This window comes from Pseudomonas sp. 43mfcvi1.1, assembly GCF_900115935.1.
GTDB lineage: Bacteria > Pseudomonadota > Gammaproteobacteria > Pseudomonadales > Pseudomonadaceae > Aquipseudomonas > Aquipseudomonas bijieensis.
Genome location: NZ_UETT01000013.1, coordinates 176,182 through 195,398, shown reverse-complemented (window position 1 = coordinate 195,398; position 19,217 = coordinate 176,182). Strand labels below are relative to the sequence as shown.

Below are 19,217 nucleotides of genomic sequence, written 5' to 3'. Positions count from 1 at the left end.
TAGTAGCGCGGGTGAGATGGGGAGTTAACGCGCATCCAAGAGAAAACTGATTCGGCCGTAAGCGTCAGGAGCGGTTTCTGCATCGAATGTCTATTGTTTAGGTTTTTTGCCTCATCAGATTCCACTGAACCAGTTGTATCCCTGGTCTTCCCAATACCCGCCCGGGTTGTCGTTGCTCACGAAAATCTCGACAACATGCTTGGGGTTTTTGAAGCCTAACTTGGTGGGTACTCGAACCCTGAGCGGGTAGCCGTATTCGGGCGGCAACGCGACGTCAGCGTAATCCAGCGCCAGCAGTGTTTGTGGGTGCAAGGCAGTTGGCATGTCCAGACTGGAGTAATAACGATCAGCACATTTGAAACCGACAAACTTAGCTGTGGTGTCGGCCCCGATGTGTTCCAGGAAGGTTTTGAGCGGTACTCCTCCCCATTGCCCGATGGCGCTCCAGCCTTCAACACAGATCAAACGGGTGATATCGCTACGTTGCGGCAGTTTGCGTAAGCTTTCGAGTGTCCAGGGGGCCTTGTCCCTGATCCGGCCGGAGACGGCGAGCGAGTAACTTGCCAAGTCCACCTCTGGGATGTCGTCCTGACCATAGAATGCGTTGAACGGAAATGGCGTGGTGATCTGCGCCCTTGTGAAGGTTGGCGCCAGTTTCCGTCCGCTGAACAGCCAGGCCTGGACCCGATCGTTCCAGCGCGACATGGCCCAAAGGACCTTGTCGACCTGATCGCCGTCCTGCAGGTTGCAACCGGTCAGCATCGACATCGCGCCCACGGTCAAGCCGGCACGAAGAAAATGGCGGCGCTGAATGTTCTCAAGTTCAAGCTGTTGCACAGGTTCAAGCCTGACGCGCTGAAGAGTTTTTTTTCTGGGTTCAGTCATGGCCATTTTCCCCGGTATCAAGAGACCGCACTCCACCCGTAATCATTGGCAGCAGGGTTTTCGGTACCAAAATCACCAAGGCCAGATGAATCACGACGAATGCAGCAATCATCGCCATCGCCCCGAAATGTACATAACGAGCAACGTCATAGCCGCCCAGCAGCGCGACCAACTCTTGCAGTTGAATGGGTTTCCAGATCGCCACGCCCGAGATGACGACGAGCACGCCTGCCGCCAGCACCATCCAGTACATCAGACGCTGCACCGCGTTATAGACGCCCTTTTCATGCACCAGCCGTAAGCGCAAAGCGTCCGTCAAATCATGCTTCAACGCGGCCAGCCCGATGGGCAGCAACTCACGTTTGAAATGCCGACTGGCGAACCCATACAGCAGATAAATTGAGCCGTTGATCAGCAGCAGCCACATGAATGCGAAATGCCAGGCCAGCGCCCCGCCCAACCAACCGCCCACGGTCACCGCTGCCGGAAACCTGAAGCCGAACAGCGGCGAGGCGTTGTAAATGGCCCAGCCGCTCATGAACATGCAGGCCATGCAGGCGGCGTTGAGCCAGTGGGTGAGGCGAACCGGCCAGGGATGAAGCTTTTTCTGTCTCACGTGTTTCCCCTTGGAAGCCATCCATGTAGCGGAGCGTTGCCAGACGACAGCGCCCCTGCCTTTTCAGGTAATTACATCGGTGGTTGGAAGCCATCCTTGCCAACCGCGATGCCGCGCGCGGTGGTTCCATCTGCGGCCGGGAACACGACAATTTTCGTACCTTTGACCAGTTCATCGGCTTTGCCTGGCTCGACGTAGGCGATTGGCACATCATCCGGTACGACGATTTGTTTCTCGCCGCCCTTGTAGTTGACGGTCAATGTGCGGCCGTCAGCTTTGGACAGTTTCCCCACGGTACCGTTGGTCATGGTGCCTGTGCTGCCATCCGCATTCTGCCAGCCGTAATGACCTTCGCCGCTGCCCTTGAGGCTGGCGTCGAATACCGTGACCTCCAGCGCCTTCAATGTTCCGTTGGCCTGCGGGATGGCCGCCGAGCCAATGAAGCTGTCGGATTTGATCGAGTCGATATTGGCCTTCGATACCCGGTTGATACCGGTCTTGTCTGTCAGTCCGATCGTCTGCTGGGCGCCGGAGCGGACAGTGAATGTCAGCGTGTTGTTGCTGACGCTCTCCACCGTACCGCGCAACGGTTTGATGACCGGCATGTCGGCCGCGGTGGCAATGACGGCAGCACTGAGCATCAACAAACCGAATGTGGTAGACAGGGCGTGTTTGAGTTGCATGGCGACGATTCCTCATGGGTTGATGTGCCGCCATCCTCGACCGCAGACCGGGACGTCACGATGACCGCCGAATGACATTTTTGTCATTCGCCAACCCTGCCCTTGAATGACAGAAATGTAACCGACTGCGCCGGCTCATCTCGTTACACTGCACAGCCGAGATACCGATGTCGCGGGCTGAATCCCGTCATGAAGAGACCCGAGCGCGCCTCACGATGCATATCCTGCTGATCGAAGATGACACCAAAACAGGTGAGTACCTCAAAAAGGGGCTCGGCGAGTCCGGTTACAACGTCGACTGGACCCAGCATGGTGCCGACGGCCTGCACATGGCCTTGCATACGCGCTACGACCTGATCGTGCTGGACGTCATGTTGCCCGGGATTGACGGGTTTCAGATCATTGAGCTCTTGCGCGCCAGACAAGACGTCCCCGTGCTGTTCCTCACCGCTCGCGACCAGTTGCATGACCGCATTCGCGGTCTGGAACTGGGCGCCGATGATTACCTGGTCAAACCTTTTTCGTTTACCGAACTGCTGTTACGCATCCGCACCATTTTGCGTCGCGGTGTAGTGCGCGAAGCCGACCATTTCCACCTCGCCGACCTGGAGCTGGACCTGGTGCGGCGCCGCGTTACACGCCAACAGCAGGTGATTGTGCTGACCAACAAGGAATTCGCCCTGCTGCATCTGTTTCTGCGTCGGGCAGGCGATGTGCTGTCCAGGACACAGATCGCTTCGGAAGTCTGGGACATGAATTTCGACAGCGATACCAACGTGGTGGACGTAGCGGTCAAGCGTCTGCGCAACAAAGTCGACCAGCCGTATTCGATCAAACTGATCCATACCATTCGTGGTATCGGCTATGTCTGCGAGGTGAGGCCATGCGGTCCCGACGCCAACCCTCTCTGACCCTGCGATCGACCGTGGCGTTTTCCATGGTAGCGATGCTGGCCGTGGCCGGTGCGGGTGCTTATCTGTATCAGACGATGAAAGCCTCGGTATTGGTATACAGCGATCATGCGGTCATGGGCCGTCTGGAGCACTTTCGCAAGCTGCTGCATTACGAGCTCGCCATCGAAAAGCTGCGCGACAGCCCGCAGATTTTCAAGAACATGCTCGACAGCGAAGACGACATCTTCATCATTGAAGAGCCGGGGCAGCCACCGGTAATCCAGGTCAACCCACTCAACGTCACACTGCCTGAACTGCCGGTGATCGGCCAGGATACAAAGCTGAGCGTCAGTGACCTGCGCAGCGGCGTGACTGACTCGGGGACAATGCTGCGCGCCGCGACCGTCGTCACGACGTCGGGTGGACGTGAAGTCCGACTGACCGCCGCGCACCTCATGGGCAAGGAAATGGCTATGCTCGCGGCGTATCGCGAGCGTATCTACCTGGCCGTTGCCCTGGCCTTTCTGGCAACCGCGTTGCTGGGTTACCTGGTACTGCGTCGAGGGCTGCGCCCGTTGCGCAAAATGGCCGCCCATGCGGCAGCCATAACGCCCGAGCGTCTGCACAGCCGCATGGACAGCGCCGATACGCCGGTTGAACTGCAACAGCTGAGTGACGCCTATAACGCGATGCTCGATCGCCTTGCCCAGGGTTATCAGCGGTTGACGCAGTTTTCCGCCGACCTTGCCCATGAAATCCGCACGCCGGTGGGATCGCTGATGGGGCATTGCCAGGTCGCCCTTCGCCAACGCCGCAGCGAGGATGACTATCAGGCACTGATCGCTTCGAACCTTGAAGAGCTCGAACGGATCTCGCGCATCGTCGAAAGCATTCTGTTCCTTGCGCGCGCCGATGAAGCGCAAGCAGTGGTGGAGCGCCAAAAGCTATCGCTGCATGACGAATCACAGCGCATTGCCGAATATTTTGAAGGCTTGGCCGAAGAGCGGCAAATGAGCTTCCAGATAACAGGCGATGGCAACGTGCTCGCCGACCCCTTGCTGCTGCGCAGAGCCTTGAGCAACCTGGTGGCAAACGCAATTCGCTACGCCTACGAAGGCACCGAGATTCTGATGCGGGTAATGGAAACCCACGGCGGTGCCCGGATTGAGGTGGAGAACCAAGGGCCTGTGCTGAGTGACGAAACCTTGGGCAAACTCTTCGACCGCTTTTACCGTGGCGATGCGTCTCGCCACCAAAACTCCGACTCTTACGGCCTTGGCCTCGCCATCGTCGTGGCAATCATGCAACTGCATGGGGGGCACGTGCGTGTCGAACAGCCGAAACCCGGAACTATCCGTTTTTCGCTGTCATTCCCTGCAGCTTGAACGACATCAGCGGGCAGCGTTTGTCGTTCGCGCCTTCACTGAACATCATGCAAGCACGTTATCCCTTTGAAAGCGTGCTCCGACTCTGATGTTGCTCCACTGCGTACTTTTCATCACCCGATATGGGTACCCAATCTTTCAACGGTGTCAGGAAATGCAGTTCAAAACGACGTGACAAGAACGCCCATTTTCCGTCCCGACGTTCAAACCTGTCGTGGTACAACCCGCTGACTTGCACCGGGCCTTTTTCAATGTCATGGAACAGACAATCCGCAGCTACCGTACCTACCGCGCTGTCACCCTCGATTTGGATCAGCGGATTGGCCATCCAGTGGTGCATATGTGGCATCTGGCGCCAGCTGTTTTGCGCCATAACCAGGATTTCGTCACGGTTTCCGGCCTTGCCGAAACCCGGTAGATCCAGTGTCGATTCTTCGTGCCAGATTGCGCTCAGGAGCGACGCGTCGACGCGGTCGAAGGCATTGGCGTAGGCGCTGATCAGCGACTCGATGGCGGCGCGACTTTCCAGGGCGTCCAGTCGGGTGGTCAGTTCTTCAATGTTCATGATGAGGTTTCCTGCTGAGGCTTCGCAAAAGCGCTGAAAGCAACCCTCTGAGAGGGCTGCGCTACGGTTGAGCGAGTGTTCAGATCTGCGACAGGCCGCCGTCGACCATCAGTTCCACACCGTTGACATATTTCGCATCGGCGGATGCAAGGAACAGTGCCGACGAGGCGATTTCTTCAGGTTGGGCCATATACCCCAGCGGAGTGATCTGCTCGACATGCTGGCGCAGCGCGGCAATGTCGCTTTCGCTCATCTTCAAGCCGTTATCCATCAGAGGGGTGCGGGTGAAGCCTGGGCTCAGGACATTCGCTCGAATCTTGCGACCTTTCAGTTCGTTGGCCCAAGTTCTTGCGAAAGACCGCACCGCAGCCTTGGATGCGTTGTAGAGGCTCAGTCCTTCCATCCCATTGCTGGAGCAGATAGAAGCCGTCAGCACGATCGAAGCGCCATTTTTCAACAAAGGCATCAACGTCTGCACAGTAAAAAAGACGCCCTTCACGTTAATGTCGAACATGTTGAAGTAAGCCGCCTCAGTGGTCTCGCCCAGCGGGTTTTTTTCGCAAATACCCGCGTTGGCAAACACTGAGTCCAACTGATCGTTGCGGGCCTCGATCGTCGCCTTGAGCTTATCCAGATCAGCCTGGCGCGCGACATCGGAAGTGACCGCGATCGCTCTATCGCCCAGCTTGGCCACCGCCGCTTCCAGCGTGGCTGCAGAACGCCCAGTGATGTAAACACGTCTGGCCCCCTCGGCAATCAAGCCCTGCGCAATCGCAAACCCGATCCCGGTGGATGCGCCAGTGACGACAGCAACCTGATTAGCGAATTTACCTGACATATCTGACTCCTCAGTCTCGGCTGTGTGGATCGACTGAAACCACAGTGCGGCCATTTTGAGAGGAGTCAGGAGCTGAGCGGCACTGCCATAAATGAACATTGGCCGTTCAATTATGTGAGGCGTAAGCGAAGGTTTGATCGTTTAGATTGGAGCCAGCTGATTCAGAGCATGACCCGCAATCGAGAATATTCTGGAACCGAATGGTTTCAGACAGGAGACCCTATGCCTCAGAAAAAAGTCGCCCCACCAGAACCGCGGCGCTGGTTGATGTTCGCCATCTTATTGGTCGGTGCGTTTTTACCGCCTCTGGATTTTTTCATCGTGAACGTGGCGCTGCCCTCGATTCAGCAATCGCTGGGCACGGCCTCATCCGCCGAACAGTTGATCATCTCCTCGTATGCGACGCTTTATGCCGTGACACTGATTACCGGCGGACGGCTTGGTGACATCTACGGTCGCATGAGAATGTTTTTCCTTGGCCTGGTTGGTTTCGCAGTTGCCTCACTGATCTGCGGCGTCGCCGAGTCACCTTGGGTGTTGATCGCCGGACGTTCGCTGCAAGGCGTGACGGCAGCCGTCATGGCGCCCCAGGCACTCGCTTCGGCGCAGGCTATATTTCCCGAGTCCGAAAAGCCCTTGGCGCTGAGTCTCTATGGCGCGGTCTTTGGACTGGCGTCGGTAGTCGGCCAGGCACTTGGCGGGATATTGATATCGCTCAACCTGATGGGCTTGGGGTGGCGGGCGATATTTCTGGTTAATTTGCCGATTGCGTTGCTGGTCATCCTGATCGCAATTCCCGTGGTCAGGGAAACCCGCGCACAACATACAAGCAAGCTGGATCTGGGCGGAACGGTACTGTCCATGGTGACGCTTGGGGCTCTGATCGTTCCATTGATCGAAGGGCGTGAGGCGGGCTGGCCTTTGTGGGCCTGGCTGTCGCTTGCGGCGGTGCCGCTGCTGGCCTGGCTGTTCTGGCACTACGAAGCCCGTTTGCACCAAGCGCAAGGCGCACCGTTGCTCAATCCTGCCGCACTGCGCACGCCTGGGCTGGGCCGGGCACTGCTCGTCGCCCTGACCTTTTACGCGATCGGCGTGTTTTTCTTGCTGTTTTCCATTTATTTACAGGGAGCGCTGCATACGAGCCCACTCAATGCAGGCCTCGTCTTCCTTCCTTTCGGCGCGGGATTTTTGCTGGGACCACTCTCCACCCCTCAATTCAGGCGTTTTCTGGGGGCATACGTCAATCCGGTCGGGATGGGACTTGAAGTGTTGGGATTCGTGCTCCTGGCCTGGCTCGTGGCGCACACACCGATGGCCGTCACGCCCCCTGCGCTGCCCCTCGCCGTCATCCTCTTTCTGATCGGTTTCGGACAAGGACTGGCCCTTCCGACATTGATGCGAATGATCACAGGACGCGTGGCGCCCGCGTATTCCGGCATGATTGCGGGCATTGCCAGTTCCACCCTGCAAATCAGCACGTCACTGAGCGTGGCGATAATAGGCGGCATTTTCTACACCCTTCTGGGCACGGATACAGACGCGGCGGCCATCACCCACGCCTTCACCGTTTCCATACTCTGCATCGCAGCATGCCTGGCCTTAGGCGCGGGACTCAGCCTTACCCTGGCGCGCCAACCTGCTGCACAATTGCAAACGGCAGCCATGCACCCAGCAGAGTGAGTCAACTGCCTTCCTGCGAGCCGATCATGCTCGAGGCAAGGTCGGCAAGGGCGCGAAGGCTGTCCATCCGCCGCATGTCCTGGTGATAACCCATCCATATGTCGCGACCCGGTGGCGGTTCATGCGGATCAATCAGCCGCAGCGCCGTTAACTGGTCGCCCAGGACGCGGGGCAATACGGCGACACCCTGCCCTTGCGCGCACATTTGCGCCTGGACTGTGCGGCTGCTACTGGTGAACACAGTACGGGCCAGAGGGTAACGCTGCTGCAGCCACTGCACATCGGGATAATGAGACTGGGCAACACTCATGGTAATCAAACCAACCCCGTCGCCCTGTGGCGCGGGGTCAGGAGATCCGACTGCTGCGTATAACCCATAGCTCAGGGTAGTCAGCTTGCGGTGAACGATATCGGGTTCGGTGAAAGGCACGATCCGAAACGCGATGTCGGCGTCGCGACGAGCAAGGTCAAACAATCGATGCCCCGCGATGACCTCGGGCACGATCAGCGGATAACGTCGCCCCAGTTCGTTCAGGACCGGGGCCAGCACGTAACAGGCGAACCAGTCAGCGGAAGAAATGCGCAACACACCTTCTGGCTGTGCGCTGTCCCCCGCAAGGCGCCTTTCGATTGCCAACGCACTTTGCTCCATTTCCTGCGCCAGGCTGAGCAGCTTTTCTCCGCTGTCGGTCAGTACAAGACCTTGGGTGGTACGAAGAAAAATGGGCTGGCCACTGGACTGTTCAAGCACCTGCAAGCGCCGCCCCACGGTCGGATGGCTAACACCCAACTGCTTGGCGGCAGCGCCCAACGACCCGCTGCGGGCAATCGCGAGAAAGACCCGCACGTCACTCCAGTCCATGCTTTACCCCGTACAAAAATGAACAGTGAGAGTGCAGCAATGGCACTGCCGTAGCAATCCCGGGCCCGACATACTTCTCCGCATACACCTTCGTCGAAACACCAACCGGGGACTGCAAATGAAGATTGGCTTTATCGGTGTGGGAAGCATGGCCAGAGCGATCATTCCGTTGCTCATCCGGGCCGGCCATCACGTATCGGCGTGGAACCGTAGTCACGCTGCGGTTATGGATCTGGAAGGAGTAAGCGTTCTCGAATCCCCGTCCTCGGCATTTCAGCAGGAGGTCGTCATCAACATGCTTGCCGATGATGCCGCCGTCAGGGAGGTGTTGCTATCCAGCGCAGCTCTGGAAAAAGCAGACAGGGCTTGCGTTCATATCGTGATGTCGACCTTGTCGCCTTCGCTCATGGTGGAGTTGCAGGGCGTGCATGATGCAATCGGCATTGAATTGATCGCGGCGCCAGTTTTCGGCGTGCCTGCCGTGGCGGCAAATGGCGAGTTGAATATCCTGGCGGCCGGATCGCAGGGAGCGATCTCGACGGTCCAACCGCTGTTTGACCTGCTCGGGAAAAAGACCTGGTACCTGGGCGATCAACCTGAACAGGCGTGTATCGCGAAGATCGCCGGCAACATGATGATCACTCAAGCCATCCAGTCGCTGGGCGAAGCAACCGAACTCGTTCAACGCCATGGTCTGAGCCCCTCGATTTTCGTCGCCCTCATGACCCAGACACTGTTCGCCTGCTCTACTTATCAGCGCTATGGGCAGAACATCGTGAACGGACGTTTTGAACCGGGTTTCAAACTGTCTCTTGGCCTCAAGGATATAAATCTGGCTATTGATGCGGCACGTCTCAAGAGCCTGGAATTGCCTGCAGCCGATGCCGCGCGATCGAAAATGACGTCGGCAGTAACCCGGGGATACGGGCTCAAGGACTGGTCGGTTTTCGCTACGCAGACAGTTATCCGATCAACCGATCACGCCCAGCAACCCTGGCGAACCGCACCGATAAAACGCTCGCGCCGTGGCAACTTCTGGGTGACCGGAGCCCGCGTTACCCATAACGGTAAAAGCTACCAAAAGGGGCCGATGTACGTAGCCTGGGAATCCCCTGAGCACATCACTCAGCCCTATCCCGTGGTGCTGGTGCACGGTGGCACGCTGCAAGGCACTGAATGGCTGGATACACCCGATGGTCGTCCGGGCTGGGCCCAGCGGTTCGTCGAAGCAGGCTTCGTAGTCTTTCGCGTCGACAGGCCCGGCCACGGGCGATCGCCGTATCACCCCGACATCATGGGACCGGTGGGGCCAGCGTTCTCCTATGAGCGCGCCCGCGAAGTCTACTTTCCAGAGGGAGGTGGAGAAACGCAATGGCCGTTTGAGCCAGATGACGAAGCGGCGTTTGACGCCTTCATAGCAGCTTACGGCCCCATGCCGGCTGACCTTGCGGCCTCGCAGACCCTGGACGCGGATCGACTGGCCGAACTGCTCGACAGAATCGGCAAAGCCATCATCGTTACACACTCCGCTTCCGGGCCCAGTGGCTGGTTGGTCGCCGATCGTCGACCCGACCTGATCGCAGGGATTGTGGCGGTGGAGCCTATGGGTCCGGTATTTGGCCGCACGCCGGGTATAGGCAGCCTCGACTGGGGCCTGACCGCCGCCCCTCTGACCTTTGATCCACCTCGCAAAACGCCGGAGCAAGTCCGCACAGCAGAACCATCAACCCTGAAAATCCCCGGATTGCAGGGTGTTCCGGTAGCGCTGTTGACAGGTGAGACATCAGCGTTTGCTTCTTACGCATCCAGCATCGTCCCTTTCCTGCGAAATGCGGGTGCCAACATTCAACACCTGGATCTACCGGCACTGGGCATCCACGGCAACGGCCACGGATTGATCTATGAACGCAATTCAGATTCGGCTTTCAAGGTAGTCGCGCAGTGGCTGGAAAAATCGTTGAGCATGCCCGATCCCGCGTAGAGCGCCTGGTCAGGCTCTCCGTCCCTCCCAACTAGACGCCCGGGAATCGCTGATAAATCGCAGACAGCTCGATAAGAGAAGCGACTGAATAAGCCCCTTCCTTCGACCGATTCCTGCAAGGCAATTAGACAACCAAGACGAGCAAAAACGCATGAAATGGCCAACGATCGATCAAATTCGCAGTTTCACTGTTTTACCCTCTGGCTACACATGGGATTACCTGAAACGCAAGGAGATCGATGTAGCAATAATTTTTTTCCAGACGTGGTTTCCCTCCATTACGGTGGGGTTAGGGAGCCTTTTTCTGAACCAGCAATTTTATGAAGACAACGTGGTGCTCGAAGACGATTTGGAGCGGGGAATATTCGCTATCGTGGTTCGCCAGAACCATGAGATCGTCGCTATAGCAACGTGGGAAAAAATTGACGGCGCCGATGTCATCTTCGGGCGAGTGGGCGCGGTAGCCAAATATCATAGACAAATCAAACTGGCCGTCGCTGCCCAAGACCTCGGAGAAAAAATGGGAAGGTTCATGGGAGCGGGCTTGATCTATGGCATGGCGACAACCAGCGCTCCGTATATGCAGCAAGCTTTGGAGCATGCAGGTTACAAAGCCGTAGGAATAATGCCTGGCTTCGACCAAGAGGAAACAGAGCCCGGAATCGTGCGTAGGGTATACGAGGTCATCTACGCAAAACGACTCGCACCCCACTCAAACTTTCTGATTCCTTCAGTGCAAAACCTCACACCTACCGTCGCTCGGCTTTATGCAGAAATATTTCCCGAAACAATAATGATTGACTGAGTTATCGACCTGAAAAAACCGGCCTAGAGCCAAGTCAAAATGCCCTCTTCGGGGATCCAGATAGCCTGTAACGGCTCTCGCCCGTATTTAAAACTCTTTACTAACAGAAGGTTATAGGGATTTTCAGTCCGCCGCCGCATTCTTTTCACTCTCGCCGCAGGAGAGTGTGGGGAGCAATGCCGAATGCCTTGCGAAAGGCGTGGCTGAAATGAGAGAAGTCGGAGAAACCGAAATCCAGCGCCGCCTGAGAAATACTGCGGACTTGACCACGCTCAATCGCGTCGCGGCTCGCGAGCAATCGCGCCTTCCAAATTTCCGCGACCGGCGATTTCTGATGACGAGCGAAAGCACGCGTAACAGTGCGCGTGGAGACATGGTGAGCTTGAGCAATGCGTTCGAGCGACAGGTCCGCCTCCGTCAAATATTGGCGGATGTAATTCATGATCCGACCATACAGGTCCAACTCGTCATGAGTCTGCTTTAAATCCTGGAGTTCCAGGCTGACCACCAGAAGGTCGAGCAACGTGCTGGAGTAACGACTGGATACTCCTGTGTTCTGGAAGCCTAATGGCATACTCGCAGCCTGGCGTAGCATCTCGCGTAACGGAATCACCCCTGGACGACGATCATCCAGAACCACAGCGGTGCAATCTGCTATGCCGGGCAACCGCTGGCTGAGCAGTTGTCGCGGAATGCGGACAAGGTGATTGTCCGTACCACCGAAGCTGAATCTGAACGGCTGGGATGCGTCATAAAGAAACAGATCGTCCGCCGTCAGCTTCGTCCGTCGGTCAGCTTGCTCCAGTTCGCCATAACCGCTCCTGGTAAAGCCCAACCACAAATCGTCGTTAGGATCACTGCGTAAGTGCTGGGCGGACCGCTCCCAATAGTGCAAGGGTGCGGACAACGTGCAGATGTCCAATACGCCCATGCTATGTACCTCCAGCGCCCCGTCAAAATCGCTCTGCGCCAGCAGTTTGCTGTCTGCGTCCAGGCAGTGGTGACAAACCACTTCCTTCCAGTAATCGAACCGCAGGGGTGCCGTAACGGCAAGGGTTGAATACTGACATGGCTGACTCATTGCATTCACCTCGCGGCGGCGGTTCAACAAAAAAGCGTGGTAACGTTTTTTGCGAGCCAAGCAATTAGCAGGCCATCTCCATAGCCTTATTCCCGCTGCCAGACACCGTGGAAGATAGCCACCTGCGAACTCGGCTGGAGTTACATAGGTAGATCCCTCCAACACTCCCCGTGCCACCTCTCGGGGCGCTCGTCCCCTTATTTCACAAGCCCCGCACCATTGCTGCGCGCTGATATGCCGGCCTTTTCTACCTGTCCTTCTTAACCAAACGGTTGTCCATTCGAGCCAAGCACGTTTCATCTCCCCTGGATAATTTTTACTCCACGCCGTGTCCCTACAAGCACGAATGATGAGGTGTCTCATGCATCCACGAGAACAGCAGCGACTGTCCGATTCATCCTGGTTTTTACAGCGATGGGACATGGCACCCGAAGAGTTTGCCACTTACCTGCTACAGCTCGGGACCTTGGTGCTGCAACGCCGATGGAGTGGTACCCACCGCAAAACACCAACATCCACTGGGATGTAGAACAGAAAACCGTCCGTTTGAGACGGAAATAAAGGAGCCCCCATGGAATCTGCAATCGATAAACATCTCAAATGTCCCCGGACTTTGTCCCGTCGTGTTCACGACGATTACAAGCCACCCTTCCCGATGTTTGTTGGGCGAGCTGACGAAAACGTGAAGCAAGTTGTGATGGCCTACCTCGGGGTGCAATTTCGCGACGAACAACGCGCCGCCGCCCTGCAGGCCATGCGCTACATTGACGCCAGCTTTGCCCTCGCCGATGGCCCTGGGAATCACGACCTGACCTACCACCTCGACAATCAGGGTTATGGAAACTTCATCGCCGTGGGCTACTGGCGTGATCCCGCCACCTATCACCGTTGGTTACTTTCAGCGCCTGTAGCCGACTGGTGGGGTGACGAGGCACGCCTGAGCGAGGGACTGGGGTATTTCCGCGAGGTCATCGCACCGCGCGCCGATCAGTTCGAGACGTTGTATGCATTCAAGGAAGATTTGCCAGGTGTCGGTGCGGTCATGGACGGCATTAGTGGCGAGGTCGAAGAGCACGGCTACTGGGGTTCGGCACGCGACCGATTTGCCATATCACAGACCGATTGGATGCAACCGACCGGCGAACTACAAGTGATTTCCGGGGACCCGGCCAAGGGCGGCAAGGTCGTGATACGCGGCCACGACAACCTGACGCTGATCCGTTCTGGACAGGACTGGGTCGAAGCCGGCGAGGAAGAGCGCGCGCTGTACTTCACCGAAATGCTCCCCCCTCTACAAGACGGCATGAACTTCCTGCGTGACGAGGGCCAGGCGTTGGGCTGCTACAGCAATCGCTTCGTACGCAATGTCGACCTGGATGGCAATCTGCTCGACATCGCCTATGACATCGGTCACTGGCGATCACTCGACAAACTGGAACGCTGGGCAGAATCCCATCCCACTCACTTGCGTATTTTCACCACGTTCTTTCGCGTGATCGGGGGCCTTTCGAAGCTGCGGCTGTATCACGAGGTCTCGGTAGCGGACGGTAGCCAGCAACTGTTCGAGTACATCAACTGCCATCCGCAGACCGGGATGATGCGCGACGCGCAAGTGTCGCCCACCTGATTCCATCGCTGACTCCACTTTTAGCCCTGCGCGTCGCCTGATTGGCGCCTGCGGGGCTCTTTTTGCCCGAAAAAAGGATCTTCGATCATGAAACAGTTCCGCTACCTGTCGCTTGCAGCCCTCCTCCCCTGCCTTTCCTCCCACGCTCTCGAGGTGGATCCTGGCGATTACGAGCCGCTCCCCGTTGGGGCGACCATTGGCGTGGTCTACTACCAGCACGCCACCACGGACAATGCCTACTCCCAGGGGCACAAGACCAGTTCCGATTTCAACCTGACTTCCGATATCGGCATTCTGCGTCTGCTGCACGTCTACCAGTTGAGCGAGCGGCTGACCATCGAGCCGCAATTCCTGTTGCCCTTCGGTCATGTCTCAGGCGGTGGTGACGCTTCTGGTTTAGGCGACGCCAGCGGCATCGGCGACCTCATTCTTACAGCGCCACTCAAGTACCGTCTCAACGACGCCAATGACACCCTCGGTGCGACTGCTTACTTGTACGTGCCTACTGGCGACTATGACAAAGACGACGCCCTCAACCTTGGCGAGAACCGTTGGAAGGTTGATCTCCAGGCCGCTTACGTCAAGCACTTCTCGGACAAGTGGGCCATCGACCTCGTAGGTGACGCCATCTGGTACGCAGACAACAACGACTTCGGCGCCAGCTCCGCCCGTCGGGAGCAGGACGTTTCCTACGGCGCTCAGTTGATGGGGCGCTACATGCCCGACGAGACAACTGCGCTGGCTATCGGCTTCGGCCACAGTTGGGGCGGGGAAAACCAGGTCGATGGTGTCAACCAGGACGACAAGACGGAAACCACCAACGTCCGCGTCACGGCCAGAAAGTTTTTCACCGCCAAGGACCAAATCCAAGTGCAACTGGGACGCGACCTTGCGGTGGAGAACGGCCCCAAGGAGGACTTTCGCATGAACCTGCGCTACGTGCGGGTTTTCTAGATCCGCCCGCCTCCACCAACCGTTGTCCTTATCAACCAAGCGTGTGCCCAACGACGAATTCGACTTGGATCCGTCGCAAGACTTCACATCCCGTAGCAACCGTGCCAACGCGACAGTTGGCTAATGAGATGACCCTCACTCGAAACGGAGAAACCAGGCAATGACCGACCAGCAACCCTCCATGGAAAAACAACCCTCCCTCTATACCCGTCTTGGTGGCTATGACGCTATCTATCAGTTCGCAGGCGCAGTGTTGAGAAAAACAATGGGACACCCCGCCATCGGGCACATCTGGGCCCATATGTCGGAATCAACGTTCCAAAAGGAGCACATCAATTTTGTCGATTTCCTTTCCGAGCACTGGGGTGGAAGCGCCAAATACAGGGGCAGAGACATGGTCACCGCGCATCGCGGAATGGGTCTGACCGAGGTGCATTGGCAAGCCGTGCTCGATTGTCTCGAGGCGTGCTACGACGACTATGGTCTGGCCCCGGATCTGCGCAAGGAGGTCAATGACTTCCTCATCAAGTTCAAACCGGCGGTGATCGGGAGCCCCTCCTATCGGGACGTCGTACTCGCGCACCCGGAAATGGACCCAGCCAAAGGCATGAAGAGCGTTGGGGTTTTCTGGCCGAAACCCGGGAAGTACTCGCAGAAACAGACCACGCCTGAATCCGAAAACTGACACGCTCGTCAAAACCTGAGCCACACCAATGGGGGCGTATCCATGGGGTGCCCTCCATGCTGCCGAGGCTCGCTCTGGCAGCCGACGGTTACCGTGGTGTGGCAAAAAAACACGGGCACCCGCGTCCCGCTCAACCAAGCGAATGTCCTCCTCAACCAAGCACCGCTCAATTTGCGGAGATAGCTTGATACCAGCCCCGGCCGCGACTTCGTCAATAGTGCACGCCGCGCCCGGGCATCCCGAGATGACGTTTGAACAAACATTGCCACCCTACGGGTTGGCACAGGAAACAGGACACCCCATGGCCATCATCCGCCCGACTCTCGAACAAGTGCAGGATCTCGCCAGCCGCCTGCACATACAGCTGACACCCGAGCAAGCCAGCGAATACCTGGCACTTATGCAACCCAGTTTTGATGCCTATGATCTCGTCGATGAGTTGCCAGACTTCATCCCTCCAGTGCGCTATGAGCGCAGCTCTGGTTATCGCCCTTCAAGCACGGATAATCCGCTAAACGCCTGGTACTACAGAACGGAGGTGATGGGTGCCAGTTCGGGCAAACTTGCTGGCAAGACGGTAGCGCTCAAAGACAATATCTCTCTGGCCGGTGTCCCCATGATGAACGGTGCCGCACCACTGGAGGGTTTCGTACCGTCGTTCGATGCCACCGTGGTGACGCGTTTGCTCGACGCTGGGGCAACCATCCTCGGCAAAGCCACTTGTGAGCATTACTGCCTCTCCGGTGGTAGCCACACCTCGGACCCGGCTCCTGTGCACAACCCTTATCGCCATGGTTTCACCACCGGCGGCTCCTCTTCTGGCAGCGCGGCGCTTGTGGCGTCGGGCGAGGTCGACCTGGCTGTCGGTGGAGACCAGGGCGGCTCCATCCGCATTCCGGCAGCATGGTGCGGCATTTACGGAATGAAGCCCACCTTCGGTCTGGTGCCCTATACCGGCGTCATGGCGATCGAGTCCACTTTCGACCATGTCGGCCCCATGACGAGCAACGTGCGCGATAACGCTCTCATGCTGGAAGTGATGGCCGGAGCCGACGGGCTCGACCCTCGCCAGAGCGCCCCCAAGGTCGATGCCTATTGCGATTATTTGGAGCGAGGCGTGATCGGACTCAGGATCGGGGTTCTCCAGGAAGGCTTCCAACTCGCAAACCAAGATCCACGTATCGCAGAAAAGGTGCGCAGCGCTATCGCCCGACTCGAGGCGTTGGGCGCGCGGGTCGAGGAGGTCTCGGTTCCCGAACACACCCTGGCGGGATCGTTGTGGAGCCCAATCGGCTGTGAAGGCCTGACCATGCAAATGATGCATGGCAACGGAGCGGGTTTTAACTGGAAGGGGCTTTACGACGTGGGCCTGCTGGACAAACAGGCCGGTTGGCGCGATCAGGCGAACGCATTGTCCCCGTCACTCAAGCTCTGCATGTTCGTGGGCCAGTTCGGTCTGGAGCGCTACAACGGTCGCTACTACGCCAAGGCCCAGAACATTGCGCGCTTTGCCCGAGCTGCCTATGACAAGGCGTTGAACACCTATGACCTGCTCGTCATGCCAACCGTACCAATCACCGCTCAGCCGCTGCCGGAACCGGGGTCTTCAATCACCGAGACCGTCACTCGTGCGTTGGAGATGTTAGGCAACACGGCCGCTCAGGACGTTACCGGGCACCCCGCCATGTCGATCCCTTGTGGCCTGGTGGACGGACTGCCCGTAGGGCTGATGTTTGTCGCAAGACATTATGCCGAAGGCACCCTCTACCAAGCCGCAGCTGCATTCGAGGCCTCTGTCGATTGGCGGACGTTGTAAACCTGCGCATCGCATTGGCGAACAAACACCGGCAAGTAGCACTGAAAGTAAGTACCAACTTCAGAGGAGCCAATACATGAGCCATACGCACGAACATCATCACCATCACGACCACACCGAGCCACCCGAGACCATCGCCTTGCGTGTCAAGGCGCTCGAATCCCTGTTAATAGAAAAAGGCCTGGTCGACCCAACCGCCATGGATGCTCTGGTGGACACTTACCAACACAAGGTCGGCCCGCGCAACGGCGCTCAGGTGATCGCCAAGGCCTGGTCCGATCCCGAATACAAACATCGGCTGCTGGACGATGCCACGGCGGCCATTGCCGAACTGGGTTTTTCCGGCGTGCAGGGCGAAGACATGGTGGTGGTGGAGAACACCGCGACCGTGCACAACGTGACGGTCTGCACGCTGTGCTCCTGCTACCCCTGGCCGACCCTGGGCCTGCCCCCAGCCTGGTACAAATCCGCGCCCTATCGCTCACGGATAGTCATCGATCCGCGCAGTGTGCTGGCCGAATTCGGTTTGCTTATTCCCAATGACAAGGAAGTTCGCGTCTGGGACAGCAGTGCTGAGCTGCGCTACCTGGTACTGCCGGAACGTCCGGCTGGCACTGACGGCTGGAGCGAGGAACGACTGGTCGAGCTGGTGACGCGGGACGCCATGATCGGCACCGGCCTGCCCAAGACGCCGGGCGACGAAGCCTGACCCCGAGAAGGAGAAAACCATGAACGGTGTACACGACTTAGGCGGTATGCACGGTTTCGGCCCGGTGCTCACCGAAGAAAATGAACCGATCTTCCATCACGACTGGGAGCGCAGGATCTTTCCGCTGTTCGCCTCGCTCTTCGTCGGCGGACACTTCAATGTCGACGAGTTCCGGCATTCCATTGAACGCATGGAGCCGTCTGAATACTTGCAGTCGAGTTACTACGAGCACTGGCTGCACGCCTTCGAGACCCTGCTGCTGGAAAAAGGCGTGATCAGCGCTGCCGAACTGCAGGGCACGGCCAAACCGACCTCACCGGCACAGCCCCCTACGGTGCTCACACCGGACATCGTCGAGGCGGTGATCCTCGGGGGAGCCTCTTCCCGGGCAAAGGAACATGTCAGCGGCCGCTTCCGGGTCGGTGACCGGGTGCGGACGAAGAATCTCAATCCAACCACCCACACTCGACTGCCGCGTTACGCGCGCGGCAAGGTCGGGACAATCGAGATTGCACACGGAGCGTTTGCTACCCCAGACACGATGGCCCACGGTCTAGGCGAACAACCCCAACAGGTCTATGCCGTTCGCTTCAGTGCTACAGAGTTGTGGGGAGTGGCGCGACCGGACAGTGTTTGCATTGATCTGTGGGACAACTATCTGGAGGCCGTATGAGCGCAAGCATGCCTTTCATCCCGCCAATAGCCGGTCTGTCTCTCGACGATGAAGGCCCGGTGTTCGACAAACCTTGGCAGGCCCAGGCCTTTTCCCTGCTGCTGCACCTGCACCAAACCGGTCTGTTTCCCTGGAAGGACTGGGTGCAGGTATTCAGCGACGAGATCAAGGCTGCCCCGGCGCAACCCGGAGAAAGCGTCAACGACACTTACTACCGGCAATGGATTACAGCGATGGAAAGAATGATCACCACACTCGGCTTAGCGGGTATGGAAGACATCACCCAGCGCACCGAGGAATGGCAGCGAGCTTACTTGAATACCCCCCATGGACAACCGGTGGCACTGCTCAATGCGAGTTGCCCACCGGCCCATGGAAACGGGCACGAACACCTGCCACGGCACGAGCCCGTAGCGATCAGCCGTGCCACTCGCTGAGGCCTGGATCGTCTTATTTTTAACTTTCGAGGTCGCGAAGCG

General features: G+C 57.8%; 19 protein-coding genes. 12 read left to right on the top strand and 7 right to left on the bottom strand.

Translation table 11 applies throughout. The annotated features are described in order from the left end of the window. Window positions 1–114 precede the first annotated feature (114 nt). From DTP52_RS23390 to DTP52_RS23380, 3 genes are read right to left on the bottom strand one after another with little or no spacing between them, the layout of a single operon-like run. Window positions 115–885, bottom strand: a complete 771-nt coding sequence (locus DTP52_RS23390) for a molybdopterin-dependent oxidoreductase (RefSeq protein WP_109755475.1) — start codon at window positions 883–885, stop codon at window positions 115–117. Then, window positions 878–1,522, bottom strand: coding sequence for a cytochrome b/b6 domain-containing protein (locus tag DTP52_RS23385; protein ID WP_371925626.1), 645 nt, complete (start codon window positions 1,520–1,522; stop codon window positions 878–880). The genes DTP52_RS23390 and DTP52_RS23385 overlap by 8 nt, the downstream gene beginning before the upstream one ends. A 50-nt stretch (window positions 1,523–1,572) precedes the next feature. Then, window positions 1,573–2,184 carry a hypothetical protein gene (locus DTP52_RS23380; RefSeq protein ID WP_109755454.1) on the bottom strand — a complete coding sequence of 204 codons (612 nt, stop codon included), beginning with the start codon at window positions 2,182–2,184 and terminating at the stop codon, window positions 1,573–1,575. Window positions 2,185–2,399: 215 nt separating this feature from the next. On the opposite strand from DTP52_RS23380, the gene DTP52_RS23375 reads away from it, so the two are divergent. Together DTP52_RS23375 and DTP52_RS23370 are read left to right on the top strand one after the other, a co-directional pair. Further along, entirely contained in the window at window positions 2,400–3,095 is a 696-nt protein-coding gene (locus DTP52_RS23375) for a heavy metal response regulator transcription factor (RefSeq protein WP_109755453.1), read from the top strand. Beyond that, a complete protein-coding gene (locus DTP52_RS23370) occupies window positions 3,068–4,462 on the top strand; it encodes a heavy metal sensor histidine kinase (protein WP_109755452.1) in 1,395 nt (464 codons plus the stop codon). Before DTP52_RS23375 ends, DTP52_RS23370 begins: the two co-directional genes overlap by 28 nt. A 58-nt stretch (window positions 4,463–4,520) precedes the next feature. On the opposite strand, the gene DTP52_RS23365 is transcribed toward DTP52_RS23370, so the two are convergent. Continuing rightward, the gene (locus DTP52_RS23365) at window positions 4,521–5,027 is read right to left on the bottom strand and encodes a nuclear transport factor 2 family protein (protein ID WP_109755451.1); all 507 of its coding nucleotides are present in this window, start codon (window positions 5,025–5,027) and stop codon (window positions 4,521–4,523) included. A 79-nt stretch (window positions 5,028–5,106) separates the two neighbouring features. Then, window positions 5,107–5,865, bottom strand: coding sequence for an SDR family oxidoreductase (locus DTP52_RS23360; protein WP_109755474.1), 759 nt, complete (start codon window positions 5,863–5,865; stop codon window positions 5,107–5,109). 222 nt (window positions 5,866–6,087) lie between these two features. Here DTP52_RS23360 and DTP52_RS23355 point away from each other — a divergent pair, with 222 nt between their 5' ends. Beyond that, window positions 6,088–7,545, top strand: a complete 1,458-nt coding sequence (locus tag DTP52_RS23355) for an MFS transporter (RefSeq protein ID WP_109755450.1) — start codon at window positions 6,088–6,090, stop codon at window positions 7,543–7,545. A 1-nt stretch (window position 7,546) separates the two neighbouring features. Here DTP52_RS23355 and DTP52_RS23350 read toward each other — a convergent pair whose 3' ends face one another. Continuing rightward, window positions 7,547–8,407, bottom strand: a complete 861-nt coding sequence (locus DTP52_RS23350) for a LysR family transcriptional regulator (protein ID WP_025569826.1) — start codon at window positions 8,405–8,407, stop codon at window positions 7,547–7,549. Window positions 8,408–8,525: 118 nt separating this feature from the next. Here DTP52_RS23350 and DTP52_RS31435 point away from each other — a divergent pair, with 118 nt between their 5' ends. Together DTP52_RS31435 and DTP52_RS23335 are read left to right on the top strand one after the other, a co-directional pair. Further along, window positions 8,526–10,388, top strand: coding sequence for an NAD(P)-binding domain-containing protein (locus DTP52_RS31435; RefSeq protein WP_256594277.1), 1,863 nt, complete (start codon window positions 8,526–8,528; stop codon window positions 10,386–10,388). Window positions 10,389–10,539: 151 nt separating this feature from the next. Next, the gene (locus DTP52_RS23335; RefSeq protein WP_109755449.1) at window positions 10,540–11,193 is read left to right on the top strand and encodes a hypothetical protein; all 654 of its coding nucleotides are present in this window, start codon (window positions 10,540–10,542) and stop codon (window positions 11,191–11,193) included. A 145-nt stretch (window positions 11,194–11,338) separates the two neighbouring features. Here DTP52_RS23335 and DTP52_RS23330 read toward each other — a convergent pair whose 3' ends face one another. After that, window positions 11,339–12,274: a helix-turn-helix domain-containing protein gene (locus DTP52_RS23330; protein ID WP_109755448.1), complete on the bottom strand. Its 936-nt coding sequence runs from the start codon at window positions 12,272–12,274 to the stop codon at window positions 11,339–11,341. A gap of 571 nt (window positions 12,275–12,845) precedes the next feature. Here DTP52_RS23330 and DTP52_RS23325 point away from each other — a divergent pair. From DTP52_RS23325 to DTP52_RS23295, 7 genes are all read left to right on the top strand, one after another. Beyond that, window positions 12,846–13,901 (top strand): phenylacetaldoxime dehydratase family protein, encoded by a 1,056-nt coding sequence (locus DTP52_RS23325; protein ID WP_109755447.1) that lies wholly within the window; start codon window positions 12,846–12,848, stop codon window positions 13,899–13,901. Window positions 13,902–13,988: 87 nt separating this feature from the next. After that, the gene (locus tag DTP52_RS23320; protein ID WP_109755446.1) at window positions 13,989–14,855 is read left to right on the top strand and encodes a transporter; all 867 of its coding nucleotides are present in this window, start codon (window positions 13,989–13,991) and stop codon (window positions 14,853–14,855) included. Window positions 14,856–15,015: 160 nt separating this feature from the next. Then, window positions 15,016–15,540: a group 1 truncated hemoglobin gene (locus tag DTP52_RS23315; protein ID WP_109755445.1), complete on the top strand. Its 525-nt coding sequence runs from the start codon at window positions 15,016–15,018 to the stop codon at window positions 15,538–15,540. A 301-nt stretch (window positions 15,541–15,841) separates the two neighbouring features. After that, window positions 15,842–17,356, top strand: coding sequence for an amidase (locus tag DTP52_RS23310; RefSeq protein WP_109755444.1), 1,515 nt, complete (start codon window positions 15,842–15,844; stop codon window positions 17,354–17,356). 76 nt (window positions 17,357–17,432) lie between these two features. Then, window positions 17,433–18,065: a nitrile hydratase subunit alpha gene (nthA, locus tag DTP52_RS23305; RefSeq protein ID WP_109755443.1), complete on the top strand. Its 633-nt coding sequence runs from the start codon at window positions 17,433–17,435 to the stop codon at window positions 18,063–18,065. A 19-nt stretch (window positions 18,066–18,084) separates the two neighbouring features. Continuing rightward, entirely contained in the window at window positions 18,085–18,738 is a 654-nt protein-coding gene (gene nthB, locus DTP52_RS23300) for a nitrile hydratase subunit beta (protein ID WP_025569547.1), read from the top strand. Then, window positions 18,735–19,175: a nitrile hydratase accessory protein gene (locus tag DTP52_RS23295; RefSeq protein WP_109755442.1), complete on the top strand. Its 441-nt coding sequence runs from the start codon at window positions 18,735–18,737 to the stop codon at window positions 19,173–19,175. Before nthB ends, DTP52_RS23295 begins: the two co-directional genes overlap by 4 nt. Window positions 19,176–19,217 lie beyond the last annotated feature (42 nt).

Coding starts and splice junctions, on each gene's coding strand:
- DTP52_RS23335 (WP_109755449.1), top strand. CDS start 10,540: ATGAAATGGCCAACGATCGATCAAATTCGCAGTTTCACTGTTTTACCC.
- DTP52_RS23355 (WP_109755450.1), top strand. CDS start 6,088: ATGCCTCAGAAAAAAGTCGCCCCACCAGAACCGCGGCGCTGGTTGATG.
- DTP52_RS23360 (WP_109755474.1), bottom strand. CDS start 5,865: ATGTCAGGTAAATTCGCTAATCAGGTTGCTGTCGTCACTGGCGCATCC.
- DTP52_RS23390 (WP_109755475.1), bottom strand. CDS start 885: ATGACTGAACCCAGAAAAAAAACTCTTCAGCGCGTCAGGCTTGAACCT.
- DTP52_RS23295 (WP_109755442.1), top strand. CDS start 18,735: ATGAGCGCAAGCATGCCTTTCATCCCGCCAATAGCCGGTCTGTCTCTC.
- DTP52_RS23375 (WP_109755453.1), top strand. CDS start 2,400: ATGCATATCCTGCTGATCGAAGATGACACCAAAACAGGTGAGTACCTC.
- DTP52_RS23310 (WP_109755444.1), top strand. CDS start 15,842: ATGGCCATCATCCGCCCGACTCTCGAACAAGTGCAGGATCTCGCCAGC.
- DTP52_RS23330 (WP_109755448.1), bottom strand. CDS start 12,274: ATGAGTCAGCCATGTCAGTATTCAACCCTTGCCGTTACGGCACCCCTG.
- DTP52_RS23350 (WP_025569826.1), bottom strand. CDS start 8,407: ATGGACTGGAGTGACGTGCGGGTCTTTCTCGCGATTGCCCGCAGCGGG.
- nthB (WP_025569547.1), top strand. CDS start 18,085: ATGAACGGTGTACACGACTTAGGCGGTATGCACGGTTTCGGCCCGGTG.
- DTP52_RS23320 (WP_109755446.1), top strand. CDS start 13,989: ATGAAACAGTTCCGCTACCTGTCGCTTGCAGCCCTCCTCCCCTGCCTT.
- DTP52_RS23365 (WP_109755451.1), bottom strand. CDS start 5,027: ATGAACATTGAAGAACTGACCACCCGACTGGACGCCCTGGAAAGTCGC.
- DTP52_RS31435 (WP_256594277.1), top strand. CDS start 8,526: ATGAAGATTGGCTTTATCGGTGTGGGAAGCATGGCCAGAGCGATCATT.
- DTP52_RS23380 (WP_109755454.1), bottom strand. CDS start 2,184: ATGCAACTCAAACACGCCCTGTCTACCACATTCGGTTTGTTGATGCTC.
- DTP52_RS23325 (WP_109755447.1), top strand. CDS start 12,846: ATGGAATCTGCAATCGATAAACATCTCAAATGTCCCCGGACTTTGTCC.
- DTP52_RS23385 (WP_371925626.1), bottom strand. CDS start 1,522: ATGGCTTCCAAGGGGAAACACGTGAGACAGAAAAAGCTTCATCCCTGG.
- nthA (WP_109755443.1), top strand. CDS start 17,433: ATGAGCCATACGCACGAACATCATCACCATCACGACCACACCGAGCCA.
- DTP52_RS23315 (WP_109755445.1), top strand. CDS start 15,016: ATGACCGACCAGCAACCCTCCATGGAAAAACAACCCTCCCTCTATACC.
- DTP52_RS23370 (WP_109755452.1), top strand. CDS start 3,068: ATGCGGTCCCGACGCCAACCCTCTCTGACCCTGCGATCGACCGTGGCG.